16 protein-coding genes are annotated in these 18,840 nt (G+C 61.5%); 5 read left to right on the forward strand and 11 right to left on the reverse strand.

Annotated elements, in window-relative coordinates:
* Positions 1 to 149: 149 nt before the first annotated feature.
* Positions 150 to 1,499, reverse strand: coding sequence for a lipopolysaccharide biosynthesis protein (locus OKW20_RS30685; protein ID WP_371258810.1), 1,350 nt, complete (start codon positions 1,497 to 1,499; stop codon positions 150 to 152).
* Positions 1,500 to 1,800: 301 nt separating this feature from the next.
* On the opposite strand from OKW20_RS30685, the gene OKW20_RS30690 reads away from it, so the two are divergent.
* The 4 genes from OKW20_RS30690 to OKW20_RS30705 all read left to right on the forward strand — a co-directional run bounded on the left by OKW20_RS30690 (position 1,801) and on the right by OKW20_RS30705 (position 5,876).
* Positions 1,801 to 3,120, forward strand: a complete 1,320-nt coding sequence (locus OKW20_RS30690; RefSeq protein ID WP_429178334.1) for a polysaccharide biosynthesis/export family protein — start codon at positions 1,801 to 1,803, stop codon at positions 3,118 to 3,120.
* 158 nt (positions 3,121 to 3,278) lie between these two features.
* Positions 3,279 to 3,962 carry a PIG-L deacetylase family protein gene (locus tag OKW20_RS30695; protein ID WP_429178336.1) on the forward strand — a complete coding sequence of 228 codons (684 nt, stop codon included), beginning with the start codon at positions 3,279 to 3,281 and terminating at the stop codon, positions 3,960 to 3,962.
* 36 nt (positions 3,963 to 3,998) lie between these two features.
* A complete protein-coding gene (locus OKW20_RS30700; protein WP_429178338.1) occupies positions 3,999 to 5,207 on the forward strand; it encodes a DegT/DnrJ/EryC1/StrS family aminotransferase in 1,209 nt (402 codons plus the stop codon).
* 78 nt (positions 5,208 to 5,285) lie between these two features.
* The gene (locus tag OKW20_RS30705) at positions 5,286 to 5,876 is read left to right on the forward strand and encodes a sugar transferase (RefSeq protein WP_429178340.1); all 591 of its coding nucleotides are present in this window, start codon (positions 5,286 to 5,288) and stop codon (positions 5,874 to 5,876) included.
* On the opposite strand, the gene OKW20_RS30710 is transcribed toward OKW20_RS30705, so the two are convergent.
* From OKW20_RS30710 to rfbF, 10 genes are all read right to left on the reverse strand, one after another.
* A complete protein-coding gene (locus OKW20_RS30710) occupies positions 5,842 to 7,215 on the reverse strand; it encodes an O-antigen ligase family protein (protein ID WP_429178342.1) in 1,374 nt (457 codons plus the stop codon). The genes OKW20_RS30705 and OKW20_RS30710 overlap by 35 nt on opposite strands.
* 75 nt (positions 7,216 to 7,290) lie before the next feature.
* Positions 7,291 to 8,100, reverse strand: a complete 810-nt coding sequence (cysQ, locus tag OKW20_RS30715) for a 3'(2'),5'-bisphosphate nucleotidase CysQ (protein ID WP_429178344.1) — start codon at positions 8,098 to 8,100, stop codon at positions 7,291 to 7,293.
* 55 nt (positions 8,101 to 8,155) lie between these two features.
* Positions 8,156 to 10,045: a sulfate adenylyltransferase subunit CysN gene (cysN, locus tag OKW20_RS30720; RefSeq protein ID WP_429178346.1), complete on the reverse strand. Its 1,890-nt coding sequence runs from the start codon at positions 10,043 to 10,045 to the stop codon at positions 8,156 to 8,158.
* Entirely contained in the window at positions 10,045 to 10,944 is a 900-nt protein-coding gene (gene cysD, locus OKW20_RS30725) for a sulfate adenylyltransferase subunit CysD (protein ID WP_043610815.1), read from the reverse strand. The genes cysN and cysD overlap by 1 nt, the downstream gene beginning before the upstream one ends.
* 117 nt (positions 10,945 to 11,061) lie before the next feature.
* Complete coding sequence (locus OKW20_RS30730) at positions 11,062 to 11,499, reverse strand: GtrA family protein (RefSeq protein WP_429178349.1); 438 nt, start codon at positions 11,497 to 11,499, stop codon at positions 11,062 to 11,064.
* Entirely contained in the window at positions 11,471 to 12,484 is a 1,014-nt protein-coding gene (locus OKW20_RS30735) for a glycosyltransferase family 2 protein (protein ID WP_043610811.1), read from the reverse strand. Before OKW20_RS30735 ends, OKW20_RS30730 begins: the two co-directional genes overlap by 29 nt.
* A 16-nt stretch (positions 12,485 to 12,500) precedes the next feature.
* Positions 12,501 to 13,478, reverse strand: coding sequence for an NAD-dependent epimerase/dehydratase family protein (locus OKW20_RS30740; RefSeq protein ID WP_429178351.1), 978 nt, complete (start codon positions 13,476 to 13,478; stop codon positions 12,501 to 12,503).
* A gap of 90 nt (positions 13,479 to 13,568) precedes the next feature.
* Positions 13,569 to 14,807, reverse strand: coding sequence for a DegT/DnrJ/EryC1/StrS family aminotransferase (locus OKW20_RS30745; RefSeq protein WP_402326478.1), 1,239 nt, complete (start codon positions 14,805 to 14,807; stop codon positions 13,569 to 13,571).
* Positions 14,797 to 15,954, reverse strand: coding sequence for a CDP-glucose 4,6-dehydratase (rfbG, locus tag OKW20_RS30750; RefSeq protein WP_429178353.1), 1,158 nt, complete (start codon positions 15,952 to 15,954; stop codon positions 14,797 to 14,799). The genes OKW20_RS30745 and rfbG overlap by 11 nt, the downstream gene beginning before the upstream one ends.
* Before the next feature lie 3 nt (positions 15,955 to 15,957).
* Positions 15,958 to 16,782: a glucose-1-phosphate cytidylyltransferase gene (gene rfbF / locus OKW20_RS30755; protein WP_052201503.1), complete on the reverse strand. Its 825-nt coding sequence runs from the start codon at positions 16,780 to 16,782 to the stop codon at positions 15,958 to 15,960.
* Positions 16,783 to 17,116: 334 nt separating this feature from the next.
* Here rfbF and OKW20_RS30760 point away from each other — a divergent pair, with 334 nt between their 5' ends.
* Positions 17,117 to 18,823 carry a glycosyltransferase family 39 protein gene (locus OKW20_RS30760; protein ID WP_429178356.1) on the forward strand — a complete coding sequence of 569 codons (1,707 nt, stop codon included), beginning with the start codon at positions 17,117 to 17,119 and terminating at the stop codon, positions 18,821 to 18,823.
* The last annotated feature ends 17 nt before the right edge of the window (positions 18,824 to 18,840 follow it).

Consider the following 18,840-nt stretch of genomic DNA (forward strand, 5'->3'; position numbering starts at 1 on the left):
CCGCCTGCGTCGGGGTGAGACATCCGCCTTGGCAAGGCTCATATTCCCTCGGCTCGGCACAATTCGTCTGCAGTCTGCTCGATATATACTCGCGTCGATAGACGGCCGGACCGAAGCTGCGGCCGGCAACTGAAAGGCTGTGCCGAAGATCAGCGCTTGCTGTCCAGCTTGCGGCGATAGGCGATTGCCATCTGCACGAACCAGATGCCGGACATCACGATATGCGCAACGTTCGCGCCCACGGCGCCGACACGCGGGATGAGGACGACTGCCGTGAAGAGGAAGAGGGCGCCCCCAAGAAGCGCGCTTTGCAGCAGGATCTTCTCGTGCCCCATGGCGAGCAGGGCCGAATAGAGCGTCCTGCCGCAAAGAAAGATGATGACGGCGACGAACTGCACCATGACGAGAGAGGCGGCCGCCTCGAAGCCCGGACCGGCCGTCACGCGCAGCACCCATTCGATGGTCAGGTGAGCGCCGATGAGGGCGCAGACGCCGAAGGCGAACAGCAGCCATCCGGTTTGGCTGACGGTCTTTCTGAACTCGTCGATCCCTTCGGTCGCCCAGACGCGCGAAAGATCCGGATAGAGCACGGCCTGGACCTGTTCTCCCGCCTGCTGCGCGATCTTCGCCACCCGCTTGGCGATATGGTAGAGGCCGGCCGATCCCGGGTCGGCGAGATAGCCGACGAGAAGCGTATCGAATTCGAAGGCGCAGGCCTGGATGATCAGCGCCATGTTGGTCCACAGCGAGAAGCTCCAGAAGCCGGGGAAGCGGGTCCGGATATCGCCGAGCGGCACCCACATGACGCCGGTCAGTCCCTGTTTGCGCAACTCGCGGAAAGCCCAGGCGGTCCTGTTCAGGCTGCTGCAGATCTGCGACGCCATCCACAGAAGCATGAATTCGAACAGCCCCCAGCCGAGATAGACGCCGGCAAGGCACAGGAGCGCCCTGAGGATGCTGGCGGCGACCTGGCCATAGGCGACAATCTTGAAGCGGCCATAAAGCCGCATCACCGCCGTCGGCATGCCGGTCACCTGGAAGGGCAGGACCGCGCAGTAGATCAGCACGAAGCGGCTCATCTCTTCGGAAATGCCGAAAAGCGGCCCGGCGAAAAGTACGATGAGGACAGCCAGCCCCCATCCCGCAAGCGCGGTGGCGAGATCGATCAGCAGCCCGAATTTGAACAATGCCTTCAGGTCGTCGGTCTCGCCGACCTGAAGGGCCTTCGCCCCGTACTTGATGAGCGGCTGCCAGGAGCGGAAGCTGACGAAGCGCTCGATGCCGCGCGTATAGGCAAAGGATAGGGCCAGGAGGCCATAGTCGGCAGGACCGAGCGCACGCGCCGTCAGGGCAAAGCCGGCGAGGCCAATGAAGGCGCTGGCGAAGTTGCCAGTCAGCAGGTGTGCTATGTTCTTGAGCCGTCCGTGGAGGTCTGCCTCGGCTTGCCAGGCTAAACGATACTTTCTTGTCTTTTTTAGTAGTGATTCCAATAATATCACAAAATTACATCCTGCTTCGAGGTTGCAATTACGTCTGTTTCATGGAAGAATGCTAATATGTGTTTTAGTGTTCTCGCAGGGCGAGAAAAATTTGTTTCCCTGTTTCTGGGGGAATTTAATTACTTATCCATATGCAATTAAAAATTGTGCCTTGGAACCTATTTTTGAAGCATATCATAGTGACCCAAAAAAATTACAGAGGTCTCGTAAAATAAATTCATCCATTGTTGGAGTTTAATTTCCGCTTCTCTTGGTGCGGTTGAACCATCGTGAAGTTTGGATCTATTCATTAGAGGGAAGCATGAAGTTTCCGGCTCAAACAATCTTTCGCATCGTCAGCCATTTCGCTTTCGTCGCGGCGGCGACGTTGTCGCTGACGGGTCCCCTCCACGCTGCCGGCGCATCGACCGCCAGTACGCCGAGCGCCACCGCATCGGGCGCTGCGACAACGACCGCCATGCCGACGATCCAGGCGGCGCCGGCCGCCTACCGGGTTTCGGTCGGGGACGTGCTGTCCTTCGACATTTTGGATGACGCCGAGCTGCCGACGTCCCTGACGATCGGCACCGACGGAGCGGCCGCCTTTCCGTTGATCGGCGCGTTCAAAATCGAGGGGCGAACCATTCCCGAGGCGGTCGACGCCTTGCGCAACGAATACCTTTCCCGCCAGTTGTTGACCGAACCGAAGTTGTCGCTTTCCATCGTAACGGTTCGCCCAGTGCTGATCCTTGGCGAGGTGCGGACGCCCGGCTCCTTCGCCTACTATCCGGGGCTGACGGTTGAGCAGGCGGTCGGCCTGGCCGGTGGGCCGCAGACAGCGATGAGCAATCCGGCCGATCGCATCATCGCCCAGGCGAAGCTGCGCGGCACGATCGAGGAAACGGATGTCGAGATCGTGCGGGAGGCGGTCTACACCGCCCGGCTTTACGCACAATTGCGCGGTTCCGAGAAGGTCGACCTCAAGGATATTCCGGAAAGCGTCAAGATGTATGTCGATGAAGCTTCCGTCGGTCCCGTGGTCGCGATCGAAGAAAAGATCCTGAAGACGGACCTGCTGTCGACAAAGAACCAGATGGAGATCCTCAACCAGAGCATCATGCAGACGGAGGCGAGCCTGACGATCCTCGACAAGCTCAAGGAGCAGCAGGAGGAGGTCGTCGCGCTCAACGAACAGGTTGAGGCGAGGACGCTCGCGCTCAGGAAACGGGAGCTGAATACGGAATCCGAGCTTTCACGGGTGAAGATGGCGACCTCGAGCGAAAAGTCGCGATTGCTGGAGCTCATCTCCGAGATCGGGCGCTCCAACCGCGAGCTCGCCAATCTCAAGCTACAGCTCGAAACGTTGAAGGCAAACCGCGAGAAGGAGATCCTGACCTTGCTCCAGGAGCGCGAGGCCACGCTCAAGAAGCTCGAAACGCAGCGTCAGACAACCAAGGAGCAGATGGTCCTGATGGCTGCTGCGGAAGTCGATTCGAGCAAGCAGGAACAGGTATCGTTTCTCTACAAGATCGACCGGGAGACCGGGCGCGGCGAGACCAAGGGCAGGCAGAGTATCCAGGCGACTAGCCTTACTGCCGTGCTGCCGGGGGATGTCATCTTCGTATCGATCGCCGGCCTGTAGCGCCGGCATGTTCGCGGCTTCGGCCGTGCATAGAAGGAGAGTTGCGTGAGGGGCGAGTTCGCATGTGGGCTGACGTCGAGCTTGGGCGGCGGGGATGACCACCCTTGTCGGGAAACGGTTCTGAGATCGGCGGCGATTGGCGTGTTGGGGGCGGCAAGATGAGCCTGATGGAAACGCTCGGACGCACTCTGGTCATCGCACCGCATCCCGACGACGAGGTTCTGGGCGCCGGCGGGACGATGGCGCGGCTGGCGGCGCAAGGAAACGACGTCTTCGTGGCGGTGGTGACGGAGGGAAAACCACCGGCCTATGACCGGGCCTCGGTCGAGGCCGTTCAGGCGGAAGCACATGAGGCGCACCGGATTCTCGGCGTCAAGGAAACGCGCTGGTTGGGTTTCCCCGCTGCAGCCCTCTCCGAAACCTCCCACTCGGCACTCAATGCCGCACTGTTCGAACTGGTGCGCTCCATCGCGCCGCAGACGCTGCTCGTCCCCTTCGTCGGAGACATGCATATCGACCATCAATTGATCTTCCTGTCGTCGATGGTGGCGGCAAGGCCGCATCAGCCCGGTTATCCCAAGGTGATCCTGGCCTACGAGACGCTGTCGGAGACCAACTGGAACGCGCCCTATGTGACGCCGGGCTTCGCACCGAACGTGTTTGTCGACATCAGCGACCATATCGATCGAAAGCTTGCGGCAATGAAGGCGTTCAAGTCCCAGGTTCGGGCGGCGCCGCACGAGCGCAGCCTCGAGACCTTGAACGCGCTCGCCACATTGCGCGGCGCAACCGTACTCAAATCGGCCGCCGAGGCCTTCGTGATGGTGCGGCAGGTCATCTGAATTTCCGGAGTTTTCACTCGAGCGAGGGAGCAAGCTGTGGCGACGTGGCCGGTATATGACGAGGAACAGATTGCAGATGTTGCGGCGGTCTTGAGGTCGGGCAAGGTGAATGCCTGGACCGGGTCGCACGTCGCAGCCTTCGAGGAAGCCTACGCCCGCACCCTCGGGCGTAAACACGCCATCGCGCTTGCAAACGGCACGCTTGCGCTGGAGCTGGCGCTTTTCGCGCTCGGTCTGGAACCCGGCGACGAAGTAATCGTGACACCGCGCAGTTTCGTCGCCTCGGCGTCGTGCGTTTCGTTTTGCGGCGGCATCCCGGTCTTTGCCGATGTCGACGAGAACAGCCAGAACATCAGCGCCGCAACGATTGCACCGAAGATCACCAGCCGGACAAAGGGCATCATCGCGGTCCACCTGGCCGGATTTCCCTGCGAGATGCCGGAAATCATGGCCCTCGCCAGACAGAAGGGACTGTGGGTGATCGAGGATTGCGCCCAGGCCCATGGCGCGGAGATCGACGGCAATCCGGCCGGAAGTTTCGGCGATATCGCTGCATTCTCCTTCTGCCAGGACAAGATCATCACCACCGGCGGCGAGGGTGGCCTGATTGCTCTTGACGACGAGGCGCTGTGGAAGAAGGCCTGGAGCCGCAAGGACCACGGCAAATCCTATGACGCGGCGTTCCTGCGAGAGCACCCGCCGGGTTTCCGTTGGCTGCATGAAACGATCGGCACGAACTGGCGAATGACGTCGCTTTCGGCGGTTCTCGGCTCGCGGCAGCTGGAGCGTCTTCCGGCATGGCACGCGACGAGGTCCCGCAACGCTGCGATCCTCGACGATGTCGCCCAAGAGCTTGCAGCGTTGCGCGTGCCGACATTGCCGAAGGGATATCGCCACGCTTACTACCGCTACTACGCTTTCGTTCGGCCGGAGGCATTGAAGCCCGGACACGACCGCGACTGGATCGTGGCGGCGATGAACGCGGCGGGCGTGCCGTGCTTTACCGGAAGCTGCTCCGAGGTCTACCTCGAGAAGTGCTTCACCGATCTTGGGCTTTCGCCGGCCGAGCGGCTCCCGGTCGCACGACGGCTGGGTGAAACCAGCATCGCGCTTCTCGTCGATCCGGCGCAGAGCGAAGAGGCAATGACCAAGGCCGCCCGCTTTTTGCATGCCGTCGTCACCGAGGCGTCACTTCCCGCTCTGGGGCAGCACGCGCCGGTGCTTGAAATGGAAGCGCGAGCATAAAGCCGCCCTTTCGGAAACGGCCGCGTCGCCGCGACGCGGCTGCCCGGCCGTATCCCGACCGGTGTATGGGAGTTGGAGATGAAGCGGTGCTTTGACATCGTCTTTGCGTTGATCGCAGGCCTTCTGAGCCTGCCGATCATGCTGGTGGTCGGGATTGCGGTCGCCATCTGGCTCGGCCGGCCGGTGTTGTTTTACCAGACCCGCGCGGGGCTCGACCGGCGCCCGTTTCGCATGATGAAGTTTCGGTCGATGTCCGATGCGCGGGACGCTGACGGGCGTCTTCTCAGCGACGCCGAGCGCACGGGACGGTTCGGGCTTCTGCTTCGCCGAACGCGCCTCGACGAGTTGCCCGAGTTCTGGAACATCCTGATCGGCGATATGAGCCTCATCGGCCCGCGGCCGATCCTCCCGGAGACGATCGACGCACTGGGCGAGCGCGGGGTTCGCCGCTGCAGCGTTCAGCCGGGGCTCACCGGCTGGGCCCAGATCAGCGGCAATGCCATTCTTTCGAACGACGACAAGCTCGATCTCGATCTCTGGTACATAACCAACCGTTCAGCATGGGTCGATCTGAAGATCATCGCTGAAACAGTTCTGGTGATGATCTTCGGGGATAGGATCAGCGAACGCCGGCTCAGCGCGGCACGCCAGAGCGTGCCTGAGCGATAAGATCCCTTTGCCGCAGTTCGGGTTGTGGCACCGGTTCGGGCTGGGCAAAAGTGTCCGGCGCCGGCTTTGCCGCGCGTGAGAACGCGATGTAGGCGCAGGCAAGGGCGACAGGCAGCACGAGCGGGAACGGCCAGAAGCGGCTATAGGCGTGGGGCACGGCATTGGCAACCAGCAGCATCATCGAGATGTTGGCGAGGATGCAGCCCGCAAACGGTCGCCCGCCTGGAAGCCGCGCCACGGCCAGCGCCGGGCCGAAGGCCGAAAGCAGCATCACCAGAAGACCGAGCGCCGAGATCAGGCCGCCTTCCGTCCACAAAAGCAGATAGAGATTATGAACCGGCTGGTGAATGGCGCTCGCGATCCGGTACTGGTCCGCGCCGACGCCGAGCAGCAAGGTGCTGTCGGTCATGTTCATCGCCTCGTAGATCAGCTCGACGCGGTGATCGAATGTGCCCGCCTGGCCGATGTCGCCGCTTTCGAGGGCGCCGAGCACGCGCTTCTGGAAGGCTGCCGGAAGATAGTCGCGGGCGGACGTGAAAACCGCGAGAACCATGCCGGCGAGCAGAGCGACGTTGATCATCAGCCGCTTCCAGTTGACGCCAATGACGGCAAATGCGCTCATGCCGAAGACGAGGGCGATGAGGCCGGTGTTGGAGCCGGTCAGCAGGATTCCGTATATCAGGATCAGCAGGGCGAAAACCGCATAGATCCGGTTGATGCGTTTCGTCGTGATCAGCAGAAGCAGGATTGGGACGGCAAGCGCGATCACCGCCGCGCACTCGTTTTCGCGCTCCATCAGACCGCTGAAGCGGCCGTTGCCGCTGACGAAGTTGGTGTTCGTGCGGCCGTCGATATGGATGAGATAGATGCCCTGGAAACACAGGACGAGGATCGAGAACACATAGGTCTTCGCAAGCAGGACGAGCTGATCGAGCGTACGACCGCTGAACAACAGCACCACGAAGAGATAGGCGTAGAGATACTGGGTAACGACCACGATGCCGCGCATCGGATCCGGGCCCGCGATGCTGCTGACCAGCAGGCCGCAGACCAGCATCGTCAGCCCCAGCCACCACAAGCCGCTGCTGACGCGCCCGAACAGTTGAAAATCGATGTTGCGATTGAGCAGCGCAAAGCAGAAGCAAAGCAAAGCAAGGAAGTCGGCGACGGTGAAGTTGGTATCGCCGTAGCGAAAGTAGTTCATCGAGCAGAAGAAGACGGCGCCGACGAGCAGCAGGAACTCGATCTTTTTGGTGAGCACGATGCCTGGCGCATCGCGGCGCGCGGCTTCGCGACGAGGAGCCAGCCCGGCCGAAAGGGTATGGTTGAACATGTTCATGGCATGCCGTCACCTTCAACCGATACGAGGCTGCTCGCTTGAGCCTCGTTTTCAGGCACTCTAGCCTTTTTCCCTTTAGTCCGCTTCCTTTTCGCGAACCTCTGTTCCGCACTCACGACCCCAGCCGATGAAGCCAGGATTGGCGAAGTCGCAATCATTTGCCTGGCGCCGCTTTCCGTAGCGGAACGGTTGCCCGTCAAGCGTCGTGACGCGTCCGCCTGCAGCGCGCAGCACGGCATCGCCGGCGGCCGTATCCCATTCCATGGTGCGCCCGAAACGGGGATAGACATCGGCCAGCCCCTCGGCGAGCAGGCAGAATTTGAGCGATGAGCCGATCGACGTGCAGTCGCGGATAGCATTGCGCTCCAGGAAGTCCGCGGTTTCGGCATCGCTGTGCGAACGGCTGGCAACCGCGGTCAGATTTTCCGGTCGTTCTCGACACCGTATTTCCGTGGTCTCGGTGACGGCAAAGTCGGCCGTCACCTGAAACTTCGTCGCCCGTCCGCCTTCGGCGATATAGCCGACCAGCCGGGCGGGCGCAAAGACGACGCCGGCAACAGGCTCGCCGTCGCTGATCAAGGCGATGTTGACGGTGAAATCGCTTCGCCGGTTGATGAATTCCTTGGTGCCGTCGAGCGGGTCAACGAGGAAGAAGCGCTGGCCCTCGATTTCGGGCACGGCGCCTGCCGCGACGGCTTCCTCGGCCACCACCGGGATGTCGGGGAAGGTCCGTGCCAGAATGGCAAGGATGATCTCTTCGGCACAGCGGTCCGCTTCGGTGACTGGCGAACAATCGGCCTTTTCATCGACGGTGATATCACGCGCGTAGACGTCGAGAATGGCCTTGCCGGCCTCTATCGCTGCTGTCGTGAGCGTATCGATCATCATCACTCTCCGTACTGCCGCAGGCGGCGTCGCCTTCACCGCGCCGGACTGGCGCCTATCGATTGTCGAGATAGGCCTCGATTTCGCCTGCAAGCGCCGTGACTTCGCGGCCCACGGTGTGCAGATGGATTTCCGGCGTCTCCGGGCGTTCGTAAGGCGAACTGATGCCGGTGAAATTGCTGATCTCGCCGGCGAGCGCCTTCTTGTAGAGGCCTTTGGGATCGCGGCGCGCGCATTCCTCAATCGGGGTATCGACGAAAATCTCGATGAATTCGCCGGGGCCGAACAATTCGCGGGCCATGCGGCGCTCCGAACGGAAAGGCGAGATGAACGACACGAGCACGATCAGGCCCGCCTCGGTCATGAGTTTCGCAACCTCGGCCACGCGACGGATGTTTTCGACGCGGTCTTCCTCAGTGAAGCCGAGATCGCGGTTGAGGCCGTGGCGGACATTGTCGCCGTCGAGCAGGAACGTGTGCTTGCCCTGGGCGTGCAGCATTTTCTCGACGGTGTTGGCGATCGTCGATTTCCCCGAGCCGGAGAAGCCCGTGAACCACAACACGCGTGGCGTCTGATGATTGAGTGCGGAACGGGCCTTCTTGTTGATGTCGAGGGCCTGCCAATGCACGTTGAGCGCGCGACGCAGCGGAAAGTCGATCATGCCGGCGCCGACGGTGGCATTGGTGAAGCGGTCGATCAGCACGAAGTTGCCGGTGGTCCGGTTGTCCTTGTAGCTGTCGAAGACGATCGGCGCCTGGGTGGAGAGATTGCAAACGCCGATCTCGTTCATGCGCAGCGACTTTGCCGCTTCCTCGGCAAAGGTGTTCACGTCGATCTGGTGTTTGAGGCTGGTAATGGTCGCGCTGACGCTGTCGACTTCCGTGCGCAGGATGTAGCTGCGTCCGGGAAGCATCGCATCCGGGTGGAGCCAGATAACATGCGCCATGAACTGATCGGCGACATGCGGGCGATCTTCCGGCGGCACGAGCATGTTGCCGCGCGAGATGTCGAGCTCGTCCTCCAGCACAAGCGTGACCGACTGGCCCTCGACCGCGCGCGCAAGCTTGCCGTCATAGGTGACGATTTCCTTGACCCTCGAGAGTTGGCCGGATTTTGCCACCGCGACCGGATCGCCGACAGCGATGCTGCCCGATGCCACCTGGCCGGCAAAGCCGCGGAAGTCGAGATTTGGGCGAAGGACGAGCTGGACCGGGAAACGGAACTCCGCTTCGGCCGCCTCTTCCTCGATCGGCACCGTCTCGAGATGCTCCAGCAATGTCGGGCCGCCATACCAGGGCATGTTCGGCGAACGGCTCGTCATATTGTCGCCAAAGCGCGCCGAAATCGGGATCGGGGTGATCGTCGAGAAACCGAGGTTCTCGGCAAACGCCTTATAGTCGGCGACGATCGTGTCGAAGACCCTGCGGTCAAAACCGACGAGATCGATCTTGTTGACGGCCAGAACGACGTGGCGCACCCCGAGCAGGGACGCGATGAAGGAATGGCGCCGCGTCTGCCGAAGAATGCCCTTGCGGCTGTCGACGAGCACGACGGCAAGCGCCGCCGTGGACGCTGCCGTGACCATGTTGCGGGTATATTCCTCGTGCCCCGGCGCGTCGGCCACGATGAACTTGCGGCGCGAGGTGGCGAAGAAGCGATAGGCAACGTCGATGGTGATGCCCTGTTCCCTTTCGGCCTCCAGGCCGTCGATCAGGAGCGCGAAATCGATGTCGCCGTGGTTTGCGCTGTTGCGTTTCGTCTCGCGCTTGAGTGCTGCGAGCTGGTCGTCGAAGAGCAGCTTGCTGTCGTAAAGCAGCCGGCCGATCAGCGTCGACTTGCCGTCATCCACTGAGCCGCAGGTCATGAACCGCAGAAGCGATTTCTTTTCCTGCTTGGCCAGATATTCGAGCACGCTGCCCGGTGTTGCGGGAATGCTGGCGGTCATCAGAAGTACCCCTCCCGCTTCTTCTTCTCCATCGATGCGGTTTCGTCCGCGTCGATCAGGCGGCCGTGCCTCTCCGACGTGCGGGCGGTCAGCATTTCGCGGACGATGTCCTGGAGTGTCGTGGCGTTGGATTCGATCGCAGCGGTGAGCGGGTAGCAGCCGAGCGTGCGAAACCGCACCACGCGCTGTTCAACCTTCTCGTCCGCATGGAGCGGCATGCGCTCGTCATCCACCATGATCAGCATGCCGTCCCGCTCGACGACCGGACGACGGGCGGCGAAGTAGAGCGGCACGATCGGGATGTTTTCCTTGAGGATGTATTGCCAGATGTCGAGTTCGGTCCAGTTGGACAGGGGAAAGACACGAATGGATTCCGATGGGCCGACACGTGTGTTGTAGCTCTTCCAGAGCTCGGGCCGTTGGTTCTTCGGATCCCAGGCGTGCTGAGCGTTGCGGAAGGAGAAGATGCGCTCCTTTGCCCGGCTCTTTTCCTCGTCCCGCCGTGCGCCCCCGAAGGCCGCATCGAAGCCGTATTTGTCGAGCGCCTGGCGCAGCGCGACCGTCTTCATCACATGCGTATGCACGTTGGAGCCGTGGGTGAAGGGGTTGATCTTCTGCTCGACGCCGTCGCGATTGATATGGACGAGGAGATCGATGCCGAGTTCGGCCGCAGTGCGGTCGCGAAACTCGATCATCTCGCGGAATTTCCAGGTGGTGTCGACATGCAGGAAGGGGAAGGGCGGCTTGCCGGGATAAAATGCTTTCATCGCCAGATGCAGCATGACGGAGGAGTCCTTGCCCACCGAATAGAGCATGACCGGCTTCGCGAAGGTCGCGGCGACCTCTCTGAAGATGTGGATCGCCTCGGCTTCCAGGCGCTGCAAATGAGTTAAGGACATCGGTGCGAATACTCCAAAACTTCAAAATAAAAATTCTAAAATCTCAAATTTATATCTTTTGTTTCAGTCGATGCGTTGTGTATCAAATAGACTCAAAACCGAACTGCACTTATTGTTTTAAGTGTTATTTCCAGTGGCTGTACTTGGCGCCTCTGAACCGCGAAAGACCCAAAGTCGCGACGCCAGGTAGTTCCAGACAAAGACGATCGGGACGCTGACCACCTTGGCGACCGGTGCCGGGATTAGGAGGGCAAGGCCCGCGACGATCGCCGTCGATATCAAGAGACCCGTCAGGGTGGCGGCGACAAATTTCACCGCTTGCACGTGGCTATGGGCGGCGCGGAAGGTCCAGGCGCGATTGAGCATGTAGCTGACCGCGATGCCGCAGGAATAGGAAACGAGATTGGAGGGCGTTGGCGGAGCCCCCGCGAAATAGAACGTGTTGAACAACGCCATGTCGAGCAGGGTCGTCACGGCGCCGACCGCCGCGAACCGGGCAAGCGTTTCTCCGGCGCGCTGCCGGGACCTAGCGTCTTTTGTTGTCGGCAGCGACATCGCCGCGCCTCCAATCTGGCATCGCCGGCGTCGGTCGCCGGTGTTCGTCGTTGTTGATTGAAGCTTCGATGATCGGGGCGGGACGGTGCTTCGATTGCATGAAGATGCGGCCGACATACTCGCCCATGATGCCGAGGAAGATGGCGTTCAAGGTAATGGAGAGCAAAAGCAGCATTGTCGTCGTGGCAAAGCCGGCGGGCCAGTCCTGCCCGAACAGAAGCTTGCCGACGAGGTAGCCAAACAGAAGCAGCAGCGTGGCGGTGCCCATCACCAGGCTCGCCATCGAGGCGAGCCTCAGGGGCGTCAGCGAATGGTTGAGAATGCCATCGACGGCAAGCGACAGCATCGCCCTGAACGGAAACTTGCTTTCGCCGGCCACGCGCGCGTGACGGTCGTATTCGAAGCCGACCTGGGAAAACCCCATGGCGCTGATGAGGCCGCGCAGATAGGGAGACGTGTCGTCGACCTTGCGCAGTTCGTCGAGGATGCATCGGTCGACGAGCCTGAACTCGCCGGCGTTGAGCGGCAGATCATCCTCGCTGAGCGCATTGATGCACCAGTAGAAGGCGCGGCGAATATGGGTTGTCAGCCACCCGTCGGTGAGCGTTCGGCGAATGCCGTAGACCACCTGGTGTCCCTGTAGCCAGAGATCGATCATGCCGGGTATCAAGTGCGGCGGATCCTGCAGGTCACAGTCGATCTGCACCGAGCAATCGCCGGTCGCCGCCTTGTAGGCCACCAGCAGCGAGCGCTGGTAGCCGATGTTGCGGCTGAAGCGGATCACCCGAACGCTCGGATCCTCACTCGCAATCTCCGACAGGATCTCAAAGGTTCCGTCGGTGGAGTGATTGTCCGTGAAGATGATCTCGCGGTCGTATTCGGGCAGGCTGCGGAACATGTCGACGATCGCCTCATGGGCGCGCCGAACATTGGCCTCCTCGTTATAGGCCGGTACCAGGATCGAGATTTTCTGTCTCTTCTTCATCTCGTCGTCACCACCCTCAGACGGTCTTGCGCGATGCGTGGCCATCGGTCGAGGCCGGCGGCACGACGGCCCGGTGCCATGCGATGGTGCGGGCCAGCCCTTCCGCAAACGGTATGCGGGCGCTCCAGCCGAACAGATCCTTGGCGCGCCCCGGCGCTGCCCGGAAATCGCGGATGCCGCCTGTCGAGGTGGCCGAGCCGTATTCGATGAGGGCGGGGTCGGCGCCGGTTTGTTCGACGATCAGGCGTGCGACCTCGCGCATCGGCGGGGCGATGCCGGTTGCGACATTGACGAGCCGGGTGCTGACCGGCGCATCGGCAATCCGCAGCAGTGCTTCGACGACATCGTCGACATAGAGCAGGTCGCGCCGGTCGCTGGGATGGCGGACGAGGCAGCGCTGGCCGGCAAGGCAACGCTCGATGAAGGACGGGATCATGAATTCAGTCGATTGCCTCGGGCCAAAGACAAGCGCCAGCCGTGCGGTGATCACCGGAAAGGGCAGGCGTGTCTGCAGCCCGCCGATGAAATGGGTCGCGGCAGTCAGTTCGGCCCCATAGGCGTTTACCGGGATCTCGCGGCTGTCTTCTTCGTAAGGGGCGGGTGTCGCGCCATATTCGGCAAGCGATCCGGTTCGGATGATCTTTCGCGGTGGATGGCGCAGCGCGCTTGCCGCGCCGAGCAGGCCGAGCAATGCATTGAGGTGTTCGCGGATGCCGGCCTTGGCGTCGTTGAGTTCCGCCTCTTCCCGCCGGCGTGTACGGGCGGCGAGATGGAAGACGATCTCCGGCTCGACCTCCTGCAGGCAACGCCGCATGGCATCGTCGGACTGAAGGTCGAAATTGTGCCGGATGAACGCACCGTCGACGGCCTCGAGCCGGCTGTCTTCCGAGCCGGGCCGCACCACCGCATGCACTTCATGGCGCGCGTCGAGGCAGGTTCGCGTCAGATGCGAACCAATGAAGCCAGCGGCACCGGTTATCAATATTCTCGACATGCGCCTCTTCTCATCTACGCGTGACCGCCGAGGACCGAAGATCCGTCTGACGCGCCTCCCCTTGGTCGGAGAGGCGCGTTTCGTGTTCGCTCAGAAGAACGAGGCCGGCTGATGATCCCGGCGCTTCGTGGCGCCGGAGCTTGCATACCGCTGGGCGAAATCACGGAAGGACTGGTGGATATGGTCCAGGTGCGCCTGCGTCAGGCCGTGGTGGCAGGCAAGCAGGATGCCGCCGCGCATCACGTCGTCGGCGACCGGATAGCCGCGCGGTTCGACCTTGCTGTGAACGCCACTCATCGCCGGCTGGCGCAGGATGTTTCCGGTAAACACCGGACGGGTCTGGATGTCGCGCTGTTCCAGGAAGATCTGCATTTCCCGGCGGGTGAACGGCGCATCGGCGCGCACGGTCATCGGGTAGGCGAGCCATCCGGTTCGTGAAAGCGGTAGTTGCTCCGGCAGCACGAACCAGTCCTCGTAGGTCTCGAAGAAGGCGCGCTGCTTGGCGAAGTTGCGCTCGCGTGCGTCGATGTTCTGCTGCAGCCGGTCGAGCTGGACGAGCCCGAATGCTGCGCCCATTTCGGACGGTTCGATGTTGAAGCCCAGCACCTCGAACACGAACTTGGCGTCGTAGTCGAAACCGTCGAGATCGATGTTGAACCGGTTCTCGATGGTCTCGGATTCGACAAAGAGCGAGGATGTGCGGCCCCAGGAGCGATAGAGCATTGCCTTGCGCGCCAGTTCGTCGTCGTTGACGCAGACCATGCCGCCGTTGCCCGCCGCGGTGATGACGTGTGAGCCGTAGAAGCTGGTCGTGCTGATATCGGACCGCGCGCCGGTGCTGGTGTCCCTGATCGTCGCGCCCAGCGTGTCGGCGCTGTCTTCGATCACCAGCAGTTTGTGTGCGTCGGCGATGGCGCGAATGCGATCCCAGTCAGGCAAATTCCCGATCAGCGATGGGATCATCACCGCTTTCGTCTTCCTGGTAATCATCCGCTCGATCGCATCGACATCGATATTGTAGGTGCCTTCGACGACATCGACGAATGCCGGGACAAGGCCGGCGCGCACGATCGGGGCGACGGTCGTCGCAAAGGTCAATGCGGGCGTGATGACCTCGGATCCCTTCGGAAGGTCGGCGATTTCGATGGCGAGATGGTTCGCGGACGAACCGGAGTTCACCATGATGCCATGCCGTTTCGCAAAGAGCGTCGCGACACGTTCCTGCATCGTCCTGACGGCCGCGCCCATCTGTGTCGATGAGCGCAGGACCGCCACAACGGCGTCGATCTCTTCCTGACCGTAAACGGACTGTCCGTAATTAACTCGCATCTTTCCAATCTCCGATGTCGCGCAATGGCAATGGTCTTGCTTCGTGTTCGACTTCCTGTTTCCAGGCGGCGGCGTATTGCTCGATCTGATGCTCCGAGAACGACCGGATGGTTCTCGGATCCTCCCGGTACCTGCGGTACCAGGCGACAGTCATGGCCACGGTGTCACGCAGGCGCAGCACCGGCTTCCAGCCGAGTTCCGTGCGGGCTTTGGTGCTGTCGAGGCGTAGGATGGTCGATTCCACCGGCGCGTTTACCTGCGGCTCGACGATGTATTTCGGTGGCGCGTCGCCCCATTGGCCGACGACCATGTCGGCAAGCGTTCCGACATTGACGGTCGCTTCCTGGTCGGGGCCGAAATTCCAGCCGCCGGCAAAGCGCGTTCTGCCGTGAAGCAGATGTGCCGCCAGCATCATGTAACCGCGAAGCGGCTCGAAGACGTGCTGCCATGGCCGGATGCTCGCCGGATTGCGCAGCCGCGCAGGGCTGCCGCCTTCCACCGACCGGACCAGATCGGGCACGAGCCTGTCGGCGCCCCAGTCGCCGCCGCCGATGACGTTGCCGGCGCGCACGCTGACAAGTTGCGGCCCGTTGGGGTCATTGAAGAACGAGGACCGATAGGCGGCTGCGACGAGTTCGGCGCAGCCTTTCGACGAACTGTAGGGATCGCGCCCGCCCATCGGGTCGTTTTCCCGATAGCCCCAGACCCATTCGCGGTTCTCGTAGCACTTGTCGCTGGTGACGACGATCACGCCCTTCAGGGACTTCATGCGCCTTGCCGCATCGAGCACGATGGCGGTGCCGACGACATTGGTCGCATAGGTGTCGACCGGGCTCTCGAAGGAGGCCCGCACCACGGCCTGCGCGGCCATGTGAATGACGAGATCGAAATCCTGTCCGTCGATAGCCCGCGCCACGTCGGCGGCAGAGCGGATGTCGCCCTCGTGGCCGTCGATGACATCGCCGAGGCCGGTCGCCAGGAAGAAGGACGGTGTCGACGGTGGCAGCGACAGGCCGACCACCGATGCACCCAGTCGCCTCAGCCAGAGCGAGAGCCAGCCTCCCTTGAAACCGGTGTGTCCCGTGACCAGGATCTTTCGACCACGGAACGCCTCGGCAAGGTCGGCCTCGCTGGTGATCAAAGCCATGTCCTACATCCGTACGTGATGGGTGGACGGTGCGGCCGTCGCGGCGGCCAGGTGATCGCGTTCGAAGTGCAGCCACGGCGGATCTTCGCTTTCGCACAGGCCGTTCAGGTAATCGCGATCGCGCACCGTATCCATCGGATGCCAGAAGCCGTGATGTTTGTAGGCAAACAGTTGACCGTCCCTGGCGAGATTGGTCAGCGGCGACATTTCCAGCGGTTCGGAAAGGCTCGGGATGTAGTCGAGCACGCCGGGTTCAAAGACGAAGAAGCCGCCGTTGATCCAGGTTTCCTTCTTCTGCACCTTCTCGGTGAACTCGACGACCTGGTCGCCTTCGATCTCGAGGTTGCCGAAGCGGGCCGGAGGCTGAACGGCGGTGACCGTCGCAAGGCGCCCATGCGAGCGGTGAAACGCCAGCAGCGCCTCGATGTCGATGTTTCCGACGCCGTCCGAATAGGTCACCATGAAGGGCTCGTTGTCGAGCCATTCGCGCAGGCGCAGGAGCCGACCGCCGGTCATCGTCGACAGGCCGGTGTCCACGACAGAGACATTCCAGTCGAGCGGATGATTGGGGTGCAGCACCATCGAGCCGCTTCCGAGCGCGACGGTAAAGTCCGCGGTCGACAGATGGAAGTTATGGAAGAAGCTCTTGATCGACATGCATTTATAGCCGCCGGCCACGACGAAGTCGCGGTGCCCCCAGTGGCTGTAAATATCCATGACGTGAAGAATGATGGGTTTGCCACCAATCTCAACCATCGGCTTAGGAATACGCGTGGTTTCCTCGGCCAGGCGCGAGCCAAGCCCTCCCGCAAAGAGAACGACTTTCATAGCGGTCTCCAAGAAGATATGTTTGGGATAGTGTTGACGTCTCAGGTTTTATTCATGAGCAATCGCGATCCAATGCGCGATTTGAGCGTTTTCAATAACTGATAAAAATGCACGTCAATAAAGGCAGGCGGTTACCTGCGTGCTACGGAATATGTCTGGATAAATCCCAGGGTTTCCGTTATGTTAAGTAACTAATATACAAGAAATACCTTATATTCTGCTGGGCCGCAAGCCTTTTTACGTGTCAGGTTTATCCCTGCACGCTTGTCGGGGTTGTCCCGCTAGGCCGTGCGCCACTGCGCATTACGATCCTGTGTGATCCATTTGAAGTCGTGTGCGACCGCATCGTTCCCGTCGCCAGCCTGTATTTTATACTTCGTCTATTTTTGTTCGGAGTTTTTACATGACCTATCCAGCAAGTGTTTCTTCGGAAAGACCGGGCTCCGTTGAAGGAAAGTCGGTCGGGATTTTCTATCAAGTTGCCGCAGCCCTGTTCTTCCTGTTCGTTTTTTATTTCCTGTTTCTTCGGATCATGAATTTCGAGATGCGCCGAGACGAGCAGCTGTACGTCCCGCCGGCCAGGCTCTTGAACGACCATGCGCTCTACGCCGATTTCTTCTACAATCATCCGCCCGCCTCCGCCTGGTACTTCTACGCCATTAGCAAGTTGACGGGGTCGAGCGACCTGCTTCTAAGCGGTCGCCTCGGTGTCTTCCTGGCCTGGATCCTTATGGCCGTCGCCGTCGGCGGCGTGGTGTATGTGTTGACGCGCTCGGCCTGGGCAACGGCCTGCGTCGGCATCCTGTCGCTAGTGAACGAGTTGTTCCTGACACAGACGGGTGTGGGCGCCACCAACAATTTCTTGCCGTGGCCGTTCGCCTTTCTCGGCCTCAGTCTCTTTCTCCTCGCCCTGCGTAATGAACAGCGTCGTTCGTTGATGGTGGCGTTCGCCGGATTTCTGCTGGCCTTGGCCGTGTGCTTCAAGTTGAGCGCCATCGCCTTCATCCCGGCCGTTGCCGTGGCCGCATTCCTTCTGCCGCGCTCGCTGGCGCTGAAGGATCGTATCGTAAAGGTCGCGGCGCCGCTGCTCATCGGTGGACTTGTCGGCGGGGCGCCGATCCTCTTCTACCTCGTCAGGGATCCCCAACTCTTTCTGGCGCACGTGGTGCGCTACCATACCGGTCCGCATCCGCAATACTGGCGGCTGATGAGCGGCGACGGAGAGGGCGGGGCGATGTCGCTCGCCCAGAAACTGGTCATGGCGCAGGACATATGGCTTGCGCCGGCCGTGGCCGTTGCGCTTGCCGCACTCATCGCCATCGCGTTCTTCGCCTTTGCCCGGCGCACGGACAATGCAGCAGCCGAACCAAGGCTGCGCATGGGGGAGGTGCTGGTCCTTGCCGGCGTGCTCTTCTGCAGCTTTGTGCTGAGCTTCGTTCCGACGCCCGGGTTCCCGCAGTATTTTGCACCGCCGCTCGTCTGCCTTCCTTTGGCGTTTGGGTTTTTGCTCGAGGCACTTGGGCCGCGCGCGCTGCCCATGGTGCGGCCGATCCTGCTGTCGGCCGTGCTTGTCGTCCTTGCGGTCAACGCGCCGCGCCTTGGCCAATACCTCGGCAAGGCGGCCCATCCGCAGCAATGGACGACGATGCGCGTGCATGAGGGAGGCGTGACGATTGCCGAGAGGATGCAGGCCGCCGGCGTCACCGGCAAGGTTGCGACGCTCGCGCCCATCTATCCTTTGGAAGGCGGCCTCGATGTCTATTCCGAGCTGGCGACAGGGCCGTTTGCCTACCGCACCGCCGACATGACGAGCCCCGACCTGGCGAAGTACTACAAGATGACATCGCCATCGACGATCGAAGCGCTGTTCGAGAAAGACCCGCCGGCGGCGTTTCTGCTTGGCTTTGAAGACGAGCTGGAAAAGCCGATGCGTGCCTTTGCGGAAAGCCACGGCTACGTGCAGTCCGCCTCACTTGGCTTCAAGGACAGATATGGGATCCCGACCCTCTATCTGAAGCCAGCGACGCCGCCCGGATCGTGATCGGGCGATGCGGCGTC

The organism is Ensifer sp. LBL (assembly GCF_050435225.1).
Lineage (GTDB): Bacteria > Pseudomonadota > Alphaproteobacteria > Rhizobiales > Rhizobiaceae > Ensifer.